A 14031-nucleotide genomic window follows, 5' to 3' on the forward strand; every position below is an offset into this window, starting at 1 on the left:
CAACGGGCCATTCAAGAGCACAGGTCGCTGCAGTGCAAGAGCGGGTCGCCGCCGTGCGTTTTGTCGCCCCCAAAGCTACGTAACGTGATCCCACGGCGCACAAAGACGCCGGCCCCCACAATAACGACCTGCCGAGGGATCCACCATGAACCGACTGATCCGCCGCTGCGTGCTCGCACTCAGCGCCAGCGCCATCTTGAGCACCCACGTAATGGCCGCCGATGCGGCGTCCTGCCAGAACGTGCGCATGGGTGTGGTGAACTGGACCGACGTAATCGCCACCAGCGCCATGACCCAAGTCTTGCTCGACGGCCTCGGCTACAAGACCAAACAGACCAGCGCCTCTCAGCAAATCATCTTTGCCGGCATCCGCGACCAGCGCCTGGATATGTTCCTGGGCTACTGGAACCCGCTGATGACCCAGACCATCACCCCATTCGTCGACGCCAAGCAAGTCAAGGTCCTCGACAAACCGAGCCTGGAAGACGCGCGCGCCACCCTCGCCGTGCCGACCTACCTGGCGGACAAGGGCCTGAAAACCTTCGCCGACATCGCCAAATTCGAAAAAGAGCTGGGCGGCAAGATCTACGGCATCGAGCCCGGCTCGGGCGCCAACACGCAGATCAAGGCGATGATCGCCAAGAACCAGTTCGGCCTGGGCAAGTTCCAACTGGTGGAATCCAGTGAAGCCGGCATGCTCGCCGCCGTCGACCGGGCGGTACGCCGCAAGGAGGCCGTAGTGTTCTTTGGCTGGGCGCCGCACCCGATGAACGTCAACGTCGCCATGACTTACCTCACCGGCAGCGACGACGCCCTGGGCCCGAACGAAGGCATGGCGACCGTGTGGACCGTGACCGCACCCACCTACGCCGAGCAGTGCCCCAACGTGCACAAACTGCTGACCAACCTCACCTTCACCGCCGCCGACGAGAGCCGGATGATGCAGCCGTTGCTGGATCACAAGGACGCCCTCGAATCCGCCAAACAGTGGCTCAAGGATCACCCGCAAGACCAGGCTCGTTGGCTGGAAGGTGTGACCACCTTCGATGGCAAACCGGCTGCGGCCAACCTGCAATTGACCAGCAAGTAACCCCTATTCAATTACCGTTTCGCAGCCACAAGCGGCTGCGAACGGCACCACTACGCCTGTAAGGAACCGCCCCATGAACCATGACGTCATCATCACCTGCGCACTCACCGGTGCTGGCGACACGACCAGCAGAAGCCCGCACGTGCCGGTCACCCCTAAACAAATCGCCGCCGCTGCGGTGGAAGCCGCCAAGGCCGGCGCCACCGTGGTCCACTGCCACGTGCGCGACCCCGAGACCGGCAAGTTCAGCCGTGACGTGGCCCTGTACCGCGAAGTGATGGAACGCATCCGTGAGGCCGACATCGACATCATCGTCAACCTCACCGCCGGCATGGGCGGCGACCTGGAGATCGGCGGCGGCGAGCACCCGATGGAGTTCGGCCCCAACACCGACCTGGTCGGCCCGCTGACCCGCCTGGCCCATGTGGAAGAGCTGCTGCCGGAAATCTGCACCCTGGACTGCGGCACCCTGAACTTCGGCGATGGCGACACCATTTACGTGTCCACCCCGGCGCAACTAAGGGCTGGCGCCAAGCGCATCCAAGAGCTGGGCGTTAAGCCCGAACTGGAAATTTTCGACACCGGTCACCTGTGGTTTGCCAAACAGATGATCAAGGAAGGCCTGCTCGACAACCCCCTGTTCCAGCTGTGCCTGGGCATTCCCTGGGGCGCGCCGGCCGACACCACCACCATGAAAGCCATGGTCGACAACCTGCCCGCCGACGCGGTGTGGGCCGGTTTCGGCATCGGTCGCATGCAAATGCCAATGGCCGCGCAAGCGGTGCTGCTGGGCGGCAACGTGAGGGTAGGCCTGGAAGACAACCTGTGGCTGGACAAAGGCGTGCTCGCCACCAACGGGCAACTGGTGGAGCGCGCGAGTGAAATCCTCAGCCGGTTGGGTGCTCGGGTCATGACCCCGGCGGAGGGCCGAATCAAGATGGGCCTGACCAAACGCGGCTGACTCCCAAACACCACAAAACCCTGTGGGAGCCGGGCTTGCCCGCGATTGCGGTACGTCAGCCGTCAAATACATCAACTGACACACCGCTATCGCAGGCAAGCCAGCTCCCACAGGTGATCACCGAACTCTTTAGGAATTTCCCATGCGTTTTATCACTGACATCAAAACCTTCGCCGCCCTCGGCAGCGGCGTTATCGGCAGCGGCTGGGTGTCCCGCGCCCTGGCCCACGGCCTGGATGTAATCGCCTGGGACCCGGCGCCCGGTGCCGAAGCCGCCCTGCGCAAGCGCGTCGCCAACGCCTGGGGCGCCCTTGAGAAACAAGGCCTGGCACCGGGCGCGTCCCAGGACCGCCTGCGCTTTGTCGACACTATCGAAGCGTGCGTGAAAGACGCCGACTTCATCCAGGAAAGCGCCCCGGAACGCCTGGAGCTGAAGCTGGCGTTACACAGCAAGATCAGCGCGGCAGCCAAGCCGAATGCGTTGATTGGTTCGAGTACCTCCGGCCTGTTGCCAAGCGAGTTCTACGAGAGCTCGACTCACCCTGAGCGTTGCGTGGTCGGCCACCCGTTCAACCCGGTTTACCTGTTGCCGCTGGTGGAAGTCGTCGGCGGCAAGAACACTGCGCCTGAGGCCGTTCAGGCGGCAATCAAGGTGTATGAATCCCTCGGCATGCGGCCCTTGCATGTGCGCAAGGAAGTGCCTGGGTTTATCGCCGACCGCCTGCTGGAAGCGCTGTGGCGTGAGGCGCTGCACCTGGTCAATGACGGCGTGGCCACCACGGGCGAAATCGATGACGCCATCCGCTTTGGCGCGGGGCTACGATGGTCGTTCATGGGCACCTTCCTGACCTACACCCTGGCGGGTGGCGATGCCGGCATGCGGCACTTCATGGCGCAGTTCGGCCCGGCGTTGCAACTGCCGTGGACTTACCTACCGGCGCCGGAACTGACCGACAAGCTGATTGACGATGTGGTCGATGGCACCAGCGATCAGCTGGGTAAACACAGCATTTCTGCGCTGGAGCGCTATCGTGATGATTGCCTGCTGGCGGTGCTGGACGCGGTGAAAACCACTAAGGCCAAGCACGGCATGAGCTTCGCCGAATAACCAATGTGGGAGCTGGCTTGCCTGCGATAGCGATGTAAGCCTCACCACCGCTATCGCAGGCAAGCCAGCTCCCACATTTTTGACCGCGTACATCTTCGGAATTTATGTGATGCCTGCTCTGATGACCTACACGACCAAAATCCAGCCTGACTGGGTGGATTACAACGGCCACCTGCGCGATGCGTTCTACTTGCTGATCTTCAGCTACGCCACCGACGCGCTGATGGACACCCTGGGGCTTACCAGTGAAAACCGCGAAGCCAGCGGTCACTCACTGTTCACCCTGGAGTTGCACCTGAACTACCTGCACGAAGTGAAGCTCGGCGCCGACGTCGAGGTACGCACGCAACTGATCGCCCACGACGCCAAGCGCCTGCACCTCTATCACAGCCTGCATTCAGCCGGGGATGAGAAAGAGCTGGCCGGCAACGAACAGATGTTGCTGCATGTCGACCTCGCCGGTCCGCGCTCGACGCCGTTCACCGAGGCCACGCTGGCGCGGCTCTCATCCCTCATCGCGGCACAGGGCGAGCTGCCCAGGCCTGCCCTGCTCGGCCGCGTCATCGGTTTGCCGGGCCGATAAAAAAGCCCCGACCAGCCGTGACTGGATCGGGGCGCAAGTGCCTTGTGTGAGCGGTACATCTCGAGGGTGACCAAACCGTCAAGCTGTGTGCCTGGGTTCAGTGTGCCGGTAAGTGCCTTCGCTGCATGACCCGAAAACGACACATTCATAGCCATACGAGGCATTCGCGCATTCTGCCCTTGCCGACTGTTTGAGCGACTACCAGAATCAAGGTCGAACCCCGCTTCACTCACCAGGATTAAACGTCATGATGCACGCGGATTTGATTGACCAGGATGACCTGCTGGGCCAACTGCGCTCGCTGGGTTTCGAAGTGTCCAGTGGTGCCACCGCCGAGCAGGCCTGCGAGTGTGCGGTGCGCGGCTTGAGCCCGGCGCGGGCCAAGGCACTCAAGGGCATGGTTGAGCAGATGTACACCGGCAGCGCGACGATCTTGCCGGCGGTGCGGCAGGCGATCGACAAGCAGTTGTTGCCGGCTTTGGTGCAGTTCAAGCAGAACTCGGGCACCTGATAGTTCGCTATCGCAGGCAAGCCAGCTCCCACATTTGACTGTGTTCACAAATCAAAATGTGGGAGCGGGCTTGCTCGCGAATGCAGGCGACTCGGTCTAGAGCCTTACGCTGGCGAAAGTCGACTCGTTCCTGGCCTGGCTCAACGCCGACATCGGCCCCGACAACGGTGACAACACCAATGCCTGCGGAATCGGCATCATCGCCACCTGTTGGGTGGTGTTGGAGCCAACGCGCTCATCCCGTGGCGGAATGCCGAAGTATTCGCGGTAGCACTTGGAGAAGTGCGGCGTGGATACAAACCCGCATACCGACGCCACTTCGATGATCGACATCGGCGTTTGCTTGAGCAACTGCCGTGCGCGAATCAGGCGCAGCTTGAGGTAGTAGCGCGACGGAGAGCAGTGCAGGTACTTCTGGAACAACCGCTCCAACTGGCGACGGGACACGGCGACGTATACCGCCAGTTCGTCCAGGTCGATCGGTTCTTCCAGGTTGGCTTCCATCAGCGCGACAATTTCCTGCAGCTTCGGCTGGTTGGTGCCCAGCATGTGCTTGAGTGGCACACGCTGGTGATCCTGTTCGTTGCGAATGCGTTCGTAGACAAACATTTCCGAGATCGCGGCCGACAGTTCACGGCCGTGGTCGCGGCTGATCAGGTGCAGCATCATGTCCAGCGGCGCGGTGCCGCCGGAGCTGGTGAAACGGTTGCGGTCGAGGGTGAACAGGCGTGTGCTCATGGCCACGCGGGGGAAGGCTTCCTGCATCGAGGCCAGGCATTCCCAGTGCACGCTGCAATCAAAGCCGTCGAGCAGACCGGCGCAGGCCAGGGCCCAACTGCCAGTGCACACCGCGCCCAGGCGCCGGGACTGGCGCGCCTGGCTTTGCAGCCACGACACATGCTCACGGGTAACCGTGCGCTGGATACCCACGCCGCCGCAGACGATCACCGTGTCCAGGGCCGGGGCTTTGTGCATGGAGGCGTCGGGCGTGATTTGCAGACCGTCGCTGGCCCACACCTGGTTTCCGTCGACACTCAGGGTCGTCCAGCGATACAGCTCGCGGCCGGAGAGCTGGTTGGCCATGCGCAGGGGTTCGACTGCGGACGCCAGGGAAATCAGCGTGAAATTGTCCAGCAGCAAAAAGCCGATGGATTGAGGCGCACGGTTCTGGGGTTGGGCCCCTGAGTTGAACGACGTCATCGCGGTATCTCCTCACACAAAGCGGGTGATGGCCTCAGGCGAGGCTCTTGTTATGGCGCTCTTCATCCCTGCCTGTAAAAAACGGAGCGAGAGGCTTTGAATGGATAGAGCAAATGCCATGCCTAAAATTGAATGGCCGTCCAATAACTCCTAAAAACGACCTCATGACGCGTCTAAATAAGCCCGCGCAGCACGTACGGATATAGCCGGAATTAGTCGTAGGAGCGAACCTGCTCAAGGGCTGTGAGCAGTTCGGTAGCACTTGTGGGAAGGCGCTTTGCGGGTGTGGGAAACGTCTGTCACCACAAGCACGGGTGACAGGTGGTCAGGCGCGGAATCGTTTGGAGGCTACTTATCTGTTTGCGACGCGCTAAAAGGTGGCGTTTTTGGTTCGGGTGTTCACTTGTAGTGAGCGGGCTTGCCCCGCGCTGGGTGGCGAAGCCGCCCTAAAATCAGGCGACTCGGTATTAACTGACACTATGTGGTGCCTTTATTGGGGCGGCTTCGCCACCCAGCGCGGGCGGTGCGACGATTCGACAAGCCCGCTCACTACAAAACCATCAACACTCCACAGCACTCACCGCCAACCCACCCCGCGACGTCTCTTTGTACTTGTCATGCATATCCGCCCCGGTATCGCGCATCGTGCGAATCACCCGGTCCAGCGAGATAAAGTGCTGCCCATCACCGCGCAGAGCCATCTGCGCGGCGTTGATCGCCTTCACCGCGGCAATCGCATTGCGCTCGATGCACGGCACTTGCACCAGCCCGCCCACTGGGTCGCAGGTGAGGCCGAGGTTATGTTCCAGGCCGATTTCGGCCGCGTTGCACAGTTGCTCCGGCGTGGCGCCGAGGATCTCCGCCAGCCCGGCGGCGGCCATCGCGCAGGCCGAGCCTACTTCGCCCTGGCAGCCCACTTCGGCACCGGAGATCGAGGCGTTCTTCTTGCACAGGATCCCCACCGCCGCCGCGCCGAGCAGGTAGTCGACCACGTTGGCTTCGGTGACTTCCTCGCTGAACTTCATAAAGTAGTGCAGCACCGCCGGGATGATCCCCGCCGCGCCGTTGGTGGGGGCGGTGACCATGCGCCCACCGGCGGCGTTTTCCTCGTTCACCGCCAGGGCGAACAGGTTCACCCACTCCATGGCGCTCAAGGTCGAGCCGATCACGTTCGGCTTACCCAACTCTTGCAGGCTGCGATGCAACTTGGCGGCGCGTCGCCGCACGTTCAGGCCGCCAGGCAGGATGCCTTCGTGCTTGAGGCCCTGCTCCACGCAATCCTGCATGGCGCGCCAGAGTTTCATCAGGCCGCTGCGGATTTCTTCTTCAGAGCGCCAAACTTTTTCGTTAGCCAGCATCAACTCGGCAACGCGCAGGTTGTGGGTCTTGCACAACTGCAGCAGCTCCACCGCGCTGGAAAAGTCGTAAGGCAACTCGGTACGGTCCATATCGGCCACGCCGCTTTGCGCCTGGGCTTCATCCACCACAAAACCGCCACCTACTGAATAGTAGGTATCGCGGTGCAGTTCGCCGTTATCGCCGTGCACCACCAGGGTCATGGCGTTGGGATGGAACGGCAGGTTTTCGTCGAGCAGGCGCATGTCCCGCGCCCACACAAACGGCACCGGCAAACGCCCGTCCAGCAACAGGGTGTCGGTCTCGCGCAGGGTGTGGATACGGCCGCCGATTTGCGACGGATCAATTGCGTCCGGCCATTCGCCCATCAGGCCCATGATGGTCGCGGTATCGCTGCCGTGACCGATGCCGGTGGCCGACAAGGATCCGTACAGCTGAACTTCGACGCGGCGAACCTGTTCCAACAGTTCACGTCCACGTAATGCCTGGACGAACAACGCCGCGGCGCGCATGGGGCCGACGGTGTGAGAACTCGAAGGCCCGATGCCGATCTTGAACAGGTCGAAAACGCTGATAGCCATTAACGTGGAACTCCGCAGGTGAGCAGGCCGGACACCAAGGAGCTGCTACGCTCAGATCGCCCAGATGGCGGCATCATCAAGCTTTTACTGGCCGTCACGGCGTCTCACACCGACGCACTCATGCTCACGAGCGTCGCTTGCGTACGATCACTGGTTTTGGCCGTTTTTAACGGTGCAGATGGGCAAAAACTGCAGTTTTGCCTCGGGAAAAATCTGTAAGCGACGTCACCGACACTGGATACGACCATCCCTGTACTGGATACGACGCCCCCTGTAGGCGTCAGATTTTCACTGGTACATGATCAGTCTCGACTCGTTTGCAAGGCACCGTGCCAGAGCTGTTGTCGCACGCACCAACCGCAACACTTATAAAGCGCGGCAGATGCCGCCAGAAAAAACACAGGAGTCTACCCAGATGAAAGGTTCACCCCAGTTGTTGTTGGCCGCCATGCTGAGTTTGCCAGTCGTGGCGCATGCTGCAGAACCGGCACAATGTCAGACCGTCAACTTCTCTGATGTCGGCTGGACCGACATCACCGTCACTACCGCGACTACCAGCGAAATTCTCAAGGGCCTGGGCTACAAGCCACGCACCACGATGATTTCGGTACCGGTGACCTACAAGTCACTGGCCGACGGCAAGAACATGGACATTTTCCTCGGCAACTGGATGCCGACCATGGAAAACGACATCAAGCAGTACCGTGATGCCGGCACCGTGGAAACCGTGCGCGCCAACCTGGAGAACGCCAAATACACCCTCGCGGTCCCGGAAGCGCTGTACAACAAAGGCCTGAAGGACTTCGCCGATATCGCCAAATTCAAGGATGAGCTGGGCGGCAAGATCTACGGTATCGAGCCGGGCAACGACGGTAACCGCACCATCCAGACACTGATCGACAAAGACGCCTTCGGCCTGAAAACCGCCGGTTTCAAAGTGGTCGAGTCCAGCGAAGCCGGCATGCTCTCCCAGGTTGAACGCGCGACCAAGCGCGACCAGGCCATCGTGTTCCTCGGCTGGGAGCCGCACCCGATGAACACCCGTTTCAAGATGAAGTACCTGACCGGGGGTGACGATTCGTTCGGCCCCAACTACGGCCAGGCCACCATCTACACCAACGTTCGCAAGGGCTACACGCAGGAATGCAGCAACGTTGGCCAGTTGCTGAAAAACCTGTCGTTCACCCTGAACATGGAAAGCACCCTGATGGGTAATGTCCTGGACGACAAGATGAAACCCGACGCCGCCGCGAAAGCCTGGCTGAAGAAAAACCCTCAAGTACTCGACACCTGGCTCGCCGGTGTCACCACCGTTGACGGCAAACCTGGGCTCGACGCCGTGAAAGCTTACCTCGCCAAATAGCAACCGCTGACCCCGGGGCGGTGCGCTGCCCCGGGATGTTTTCCCTCTTCGCATGTGGACATTCACTACCATGCTGACTGAACAGAAAATCCCACTAGGCCAGTACATCGCTGCCTTCGTTGAATGGTTGACCCAACACGGTGCCAACTACTTCGACGCGATCGCATCGACACTGGAAACGATGATCCACGGCGTGACGTTCGCGCTGACCTGGTTCAATCCGCTGGCATTGATCGGTCTGATTGCGCTGTTGGCTCACTTTATTCAACGTAAATGGGGACTGACTGTTTTTGTCATCGCCTCGTTCCTGCTGATCCTCAACCTGGGGTACTGGCAGGAAACCATGGAGACCCTGGCGCAAGTGCTGTTCGCCACCCTGGTCTGCGTGGTCATCGGCGTGCCGCTGGGCATTGTTGCCGCGCACAAACCGATGTTCTACACCATGATGCGGCCGGTGCTCGATCTGATGCAGACCGTACCGACCTTCGTCTACCTCATCCCTACCCTGACCCTCTTCGGGCTGGGTGTGGTGCCTGGGCTGATTTCCACGGTGGTATTCGCGATTGCCGCACCGATCCGCCTGACCTACCTGGGTATCCGAGACGTACCGCAAGAGTTGATGGACGCCGGCAAGGCCTTTGGCTGCTCGCGCCGTCAGTTGCTCTCGCGCATTGAACTGCCCCACGCCATGCCGAGCATTGCCGCCGGCATTACCCAATGCATCATGCTGTCGTTGTCGATGGTGGTAATCGCGGCCCTGGTCGGCGCCGACGGCCTCGGCAAACCGGTGGTCAACGCACTCAACACAGCGGACATTGCCCTGGGCTTTGAAGCCGGCCTGGCAATCGTATTGCTGGCGATCATGCTCGACCGCATCTGCAAACAACCCGACGCTAAAGTAGGGGGTGATGCATGAGCATTATCCGATTCGACAATGTCGACGTAATCTTCTCCAAAGACCCACGCGAAGCGCTCAAGCTGCTGGACCAGGGCATGAGCCGTAACGAGATCCTGAAAAAGACCGGGCAGATTGTCGGCGTTGAAAAAGCCAGCCTGGATGTCGAGAAAGGCGAGATCTGCGTGCTGATGGGTCTCTCCGGCTCCGGCAAATCCAGTTTGCTGCGCTGCATCAACGGCCTCAACACCGTGAGCCGTGGCCAATTGTTCGTGGAGCATGAAGGGCGCCAGATCGACATCGCGTCCTGCACGCCCGCCGAGCTGAAAATGATGCGCACCAAACGCATCGCCATGGTGTTCCAGAAGTTCGCCCTGATGCCTTGGCTGACCGTGCGCGAGAACATCAGCTTCGGCCTGGAAATGCAGGGTCGTCCGGAGAAAGACCGGCGCAAGCTGGTGGATGAAAAACTCGAGCTGGTGGGCCTGACCCAGTGGCGCAACAAGAAGCCGGACGAACTCTCCGGCGGCATGCAGCAACGCGTTGGCCTGGCCCGCGCATTGGCAATGGACGCCGATATCCTGCTGATGGACGAACCCTTCTCTGCCCTCGACCCGCTGATCCGCCAAGGCTTGCAGGATGAATTGCTGGAGCTGCAGCGCAAGCTGAGCAAGACCATCGTGTTTGTGAGTCACGACCTTGATGAGGCGCTCAAACTGGGCAGCCGAATCGCGATCATGAAGGATGGCAAGATCATCCAGTACAGCGTGCCGGAAGAGATCGTGCTGAACCCGGCGGACGACTATGTGCGCACGTTTGTCGCGCATACCAACCCGCTGAATGTGTTGTGCGGTCGCAGCCTGATGCGCACGGTGGATAACTGCACCCACGTCAACGGCTCGATCAGCCTGGACCCGGGCGGTGACTCGTGGCTGGACCTGACTGAAGGCAACGTCATCAAGGGCGCACGCCAGAATGGCACGCCGTTGAACCTGCAGAACTGGGCGCCGGGGCAACCGGTGGAAGGTTTGGGTCGAGTGCCGACGCTGGTGGACTCGAACATCGGCATGCGTGATGCACTGCAGATTCGCTATCACACGGGGAATAAGTTGGTGTTGCGGGACAATGACAAGGTGGTGGGGATTCTGGGGGACAGTGAGTTGTATCACGCGCTCTTAGGCAAAAACCTGGGTTAAGCCACACCGCAAAGCAAATGTGGGAGCGGGCTTGCTCGCGAATGCGGTGTGTCAGTCAGCACATCTGCCACTGATACACCGCATTCGCGAGCAAGCCCGCTCCCACATTTTGATCTATGTACGACATAAGAAAGCGGTGCCAGTGAGGGCGCCGCTCGTTTCAACTATCAGCTATAGACCCGGCCAAGGAGTTGCCGATGGCTTTCAAACTGATCGAGCACATCCCGGGTGATCTGTTCCTGGGTGAAGCCCATCAGGTCGTATTCCTGAGGCCCGTTGTGCAGGTAAACCTCGGCGCGGTAGTAACGCGTACGCTCCTCCTCAGGCACATCGTTGGGCGCCGACGAATAAGCATCAAGGCTCACTTCGTAAACAAACGGGTTGCCCTCCTCCATCTCGATCCGCACCCCGATGCACCGCTTGGATTTACCCAGCAACGTCTGCACTTCCAGCCCCTGATCACGCAACGCAATCGCCGCTTCGTCCAGCGCCGGCGTGACGTGCTTGTCCATAAAGCGTTGCACGGTGCCCTGGCTCGGTTGCAGGTCCAGCGCGGTCAAACGCTCGCTGAAACCACGGCGGCCACGCTCGGCCAATTGCGCCTGCTCCTGTTCCATCGCCACGTCCTGGCGCATGGCTTTGTGCAAGCCGAACATAAACAGGATCAGCACCACCGAGAACGGCAGCCCCGCCAGCACCACCATGGTCTGCATGGCTTCGAAGTTGCCGGCAAACAGCAGGCCGATAGTCACCAGGGTGATCACCGCCGACCAGAAGATCCGCAACCAATGCGGCGCGTCTTCGTCCACATTGCCGCCTTTGCAGGAAAGGTTGGCCATCATCACCGCGCCAGAATCCGCCGGGGTCAGGAACAGCACAAAGCCCACAAAGATCGACACCCCGATGACGATTTTCGACGCAGGGTAATGCTCAAGCAGTTGGTAGATAGCCATCGACGGCTGCTCCAACGCCGTCTTGCCCAGTTCCACCGCACCGTGATTCAGCACCAGGTCCAACGCCGAGTTGCCGAAGATCGACAGCCACGCCAGGGTAAAGCCCAGCGGGATCAGCAACACGCCGGCGACCAGTTCACGCACCGTGCGACCACGGGAAATACGCGCGATGAACATGCCCACGAATGGCGCCCAGGAAATCCACCAGGCCCAATAGAACAGCGTCCACAGGCCCATCCAGCGTTCGGTCTTGTCGGCGTCGCCTTCGTACACGTAGAGGTCGAAGGTTTTCAGGATGATGCCGTTGAGGTAGTCACCGGTGTTCTGCACCAGGCCGTTGAGCAAGTGCAGGGTCGGGCCGAACAACAGCACGAAAATCAGCAACCCGCTGAACAGCACGATGTTGAGGTTGGACAGGCGGCGAATGCCGTTCTCCACGCCCGACACAGCAGCGATGGTCGCCACCGTGCTCATCACGATGATCACGATCAACAGGTTGGTGTTGCTGTGCTGCATGCCGAACAGGTTTTCCAACCCGGACGACACTTGCATCGCGCCGATCCCCAGGTTGGTCACCAGGCCGAGCAGGGTCACGAACATACCGAAACCGTCCACCGCGTGGCCGGCCGCGCCTTTCACCCAACGCTCGCCCACCAGCGGGTACAGCGCCGAGCGCAAGGCCAGCGGCTGGTTGTGACGGTAGGCAAAGTACGCCACGGCCAGGCCGACCAGGGCATAGATCGCCCAGCCATGCAGGCCCCAATGCAAGAAAGTCAATTGCAACGCCTGGCGAGCGGCGCCATTGCTGGCCGCTGCGCCTTCAGGCGGGTTGAAGTAGTGGTCGAGCGGCTCCGAAGCGCCGAAATACAGGAGCGAGATGCCGATACCCGACGAGAACAACATGCCGGCCCAGGCGCCGTAGCTGAAGTCCGGGGTGTCGTCCTTGCTGCCCAGTTTCAACTTGCCATAGGACGAAAACGCCAGGCCGACCACAAACACCAGGTAGGCGGCGATGACCACCATGTAATACCAGCCGAAGCTTTTCGACAGCCAGGCCTGGGCGATGCCGAGCATGCGCCCGGCCTCCTGCGGGGCGATGATCAGGATGGCAGTCAACAGCAGAATCAGCGCGGTGGAGGTGTAGAACACCCAACCGTTGACCCTGACCTTTTCCGGCGGGGTCTTTATAAGAGAGGCAGAACTCATGGCGCAGATGCTCCGGGCAGTGCGAGAGAGAAAAACAAGGCAACGGTTATCCCGGAACATCGATTTTTCGGCAGTCGACGGACGGGTGTTATAAAGACACCCCGAAAATCCTTGTGCCCCGCCGAGGCGGTGCCAGGCCCATATATGGCCCGTTTCAGGGGTTTTCGCAGGTGTCAGATGTCGCCGCCCATTTGTAGGAAATACCTGTAGGCAGCGACCATTTGTCGCAGAGCTTATTCTTTGTTGATTGAACGTTCAATCAAAACAAAATAGACTGGCCTTCAAGTCGACGAACGTTCATCGCTCGTCGGCAGGCCTAAGGAGAGGTGCTACATGCCCAAGGTCGGTATGCAACCCATACGCCGCCAGCAGTTGATCGAAGCCACGCTGACGGCGATCGATCAGGTCGGGATGGGAGATGCCAGCATTGCGCTGATCGCCCGTTTGGCCGGCGTCTCGAACGGCATCATCAGTCACTACTTCAAGGACAAGAACGGCCTTATTGCAGCGACGATGCGCTATTTGATGAACGCGCTGATCGAGAACGTCCACGAACGCAGGCTTGCGCTGAAGGACGACAGCCCACGGGCGCACCTTCGGGTGATCATCGAGGGCAACTTCGACGCCAGCCAGGTCAACGGACCGGCAATGAAAACCTGGCTGGCCTTCTGGGCCACCAGCATGCATCACCCGTCATTGCACAGGTTGCAGCGGATCAACGATCAACGTCTGTATTCCAACCTGTGCTGCCAGTTCCGCCGAGTGCTGCCACTGCCGCACGCACGCAAAGCAGCCAGAGGCCTGGCAGCCCTGATCGACGGTTTATGGTTGCGCGGCGCCCTGTCGGGAGACGCTTTCGACACGGAACAGGCGCAACGGATCGCTTACGAATACATGGATTTCCAATTGGCCAAGCAGGTGAGTTAGAGCACACATAACCGCTCAACCCCTGAACTGCTGCCGCTCAGTGTTGCCACACCCTTATGGCTCACTTTTCGGCGGTTAACGCCAACCACTTATGCACTTGC

12 protein-coding genes are annotated in these 14031 nt (G+C 60.4%); 9 read left to right on the forward strand and 3 right to left on the reverse strand.

The genetic code is table 11. The annotated features are described in order from the left end of the window. Positions 1–145 precede the first annotated feature (145 nt). From AB4O35_RS03635 to AB4O35_RS03655, 5 genes are all read left to right on the forward strand, one after another. Positions 146–1090: a choline ABC transporter substrate-binding protein gene (locus AB4O35_RS03635; protein WP_065871868.1), complete on the forward strand. Its 945-nt coding sequence runs from the start codon at positions 146–148 to the stop codon at positions 1088–1090. 73 nt (positions 1091–1163) lie between these two features. Further along, entirely contained in the window at positions 1164–2051 is an 888-nt protein-coding gene (locus AB4O35_RS03640) for a beta-keto acid cleavage family enzyme (RefSeq protein WP_065871869.1), read from the forward strand. 142 nt (positions 2052–2193) lie between these two features. Continuing rightward, entirely contained in the window at positions 2194–3159 is a 966-nt protein-coding gene (locus AB4O35_RS03645; RefSeq protein WP_065871870.1) for an L-carnitine dehydrogenase, read from the forward strand. A 109-nt stretch (positions 3160–3268) separates the two neighbouring features. Next, the gene (locus AB4O35_RS03650) at positions 3269–3742 is read left to right on the forward strand and encodes a thioesterase family protein (RefSeq protein ID WP_065871871.1); all 474 of its coding nucleotides are present in this window, start codon (positions 3269–3271) and stop codon (positions 3740–3742) included. A 247-nt stretch (positions 3743–3989) separates the two neighbouring features. Further along, complete coding sequence (locus tag AB4O35_RS03655; protein ID WP_065871872.1) at positions 3990–4253, forward strand: hypothetical protein; 264 nt, start codon at positions 3990–3992, stop codon at positions 4251–4253. 96 nt (positions 4254–4349) lie between these two features. Here the strand turns inward: AB4O35_RS03655 and gbdR are convergent, their stop codons facing one another. Further along, positions 4350–5453 carry a choline metabolism transcriptional regulator GbdR gene (gene gbdR, locus AB4O35_RS03660; RefSeq protein ID WP_005792167.1) on the reverse strand — a complete coding sequence of 368 codons (1104 nt, stop codon included), beginning with the start codon at positions 5451–5453 and terminating at the stop codon, positions 4350–4352. A gap of 560 nt (positions 5454–6013) precedes the next feature. Further along, positions 6014–7390, reverse strand: coding sequence for an L-serine ammonia-lyase (locus tag AB4O35_RS03665; protein ID WP_065871873.1), 1377 nt, complete (start codon positions 7388–7390; stop codon positions 6014–6016). A gap of 415 nt (positions 7391–7805) precedes the next feature. Between AB4O35_RS03665 and AB4O35_RS03670 the strand changes: the two genes are divergently transcribed. The 3 genes from AB4O35_RS03670 (at position 7806) to choV (ending at position 10844) form a co-directional block, all read left to right on the forward strand. Further along, positions 7806–8753 carry a choline ABC transporter substrate-binding protein gene (locus AB4O35_RS03670; protein ID WP_065871875.1) on the forward strand — a complete coding sequence of 316 codons (948 nt, stop codon included), beginning with the start codon at positions 7806–7808 and terminating at the stop codon, positions 8751–8753. Positions 8754–8823: 70 nt separating this feature from the next. Next, positions 8824–9669 carry a choline ABC transporter permease subunit gene (gene choW / locus AB4O35_RS03675; protein WP_010207125.1) on the forward strand — a complete coding sequence of 282 codons (846 nt, stop codon included), beginning with the start codon at positions 8824–8826 and terminating at the stop codon, positions 9667–9669. Beyond that, positions 9666–10844 carry a choline ABC transporter ATP-binding protein gene (choV, locus tag AB4O35_RS03680; protein WP_065871876.1) on the forward strand — a complete coding sequence of 393 codons (1179 nt, stop codon included), beginning with the start codon at positions 9666–9668 and terminating at the stop codon, positions 10842–10844. The genes choW and choV overlap by 4 nt, the downstream gene beginning before the upstream one ends. A 167-nt stretch (positions 10845–11011) precedes the next feature. Here choV and AB4O35_RS03685 read toward each other — a convergent pair whose 3' ends face one another. Next, positions 11012–12946, reverse strand: a complete 1935-nt coding sequence (locus AB4O35_RS03685; RefSeq protein ID WP_225930712.1) for a BCCT family transporter — start codon at positions 12944–12946, stop codon at positions 11012–11014. 390 nt (positions 12947–13336) lie between these two features. Here AB4O35_RS03685 and betI point away from each other — a divergent pair, with 390 nt between their 5' ends. Further along, complete coding sequence (gene betI, locus AB4O35_RS03690; RefSeq protein WP_065871878.1) at positions 13337–13930, forward strand: transcriptional regulator BetI; 594 nt, start codon at positions 13337–13339, stop codon at positions 13928–13930. Positions 13931–14031 lie beyond the last annotated feature (101 nt).

It is taken from the genome of Pseudomonas sp. H1_A03, assembly GCF_054685145.1.

Coding starts and splice junctions, on each gene's coding strand:
- choW (WP_010207125.1), top strand. CDS start 8,824: ATGCTGACTGAACAGAAAATCCCACTAGGCCAGTACATCGCTGCCTTC.
- gbdR (WP_005792167.1), bottom strand. CDS start 5,453: ATGACGTCGTTCAACTCAGGGGCCCAACCCCAGAACCGTGCGCCTCAA.
- AB4O35_RS03640 (WP_065871869.1), top strand. CDS start 1,164: ATGAACCATGACGTCATCATCACCTGCGCACTCACCGGTGCTGGCGAC.
- AB4O35_RS03670 (WP_065871875.1), top strand. CDS start 7,806: ATGAAAGGTTCACCCCAGTTGTTGTTGGCCGCCATGCTGAGTTTGCCA.
- AB4O35_RS03635 (WP_065871868.1), top strand. CDS start 146: ATGAACCGACTGATCCGCCGCTGCGTGCTCGCACTCAGCGCCAGCGCC.
- choV (WP_065871876.1), top strand. CDS start 9,666: ATGAGCATTATCCGATTCGACAATGTCGACGTAATCTTCTCCAAAGAC.
- AB4O35_RS03655 (WP_065871872.1), top strand. CDS start 3,990: ATGATGCACGCGGATTTGATTGACCAGGATGACCTGCTGGGCCAACTG.
- AB4O35_RS03650 (WP_065871871.1), top strand. CDS start 3,269: ATGCCTGCTCTGATGACCTACACGACCAAAATCCAGCCTGACTGGGTG.
- AB4O35_RS03665 (WP_065871873.1), bottom strand. CDS start 7,390: ATGGCTATCAGCGTTTTCGACCTGTTCAAGATCGGCATCGGGCCTTCG.
- AB4O35_RS03645 (WP_065871870.1), top strand. CDS start 2,194: ATGCGTTTTATCACTGACATCAAAACCTTCGCCGCCCTCGGCAGCGGC.
- betI (WP_065871878.1), top strand. CDS start 13,337: ATGCCCAAGGTCGGTATGCAACCCATACGCCGCCAGCAGTTGATCGAA.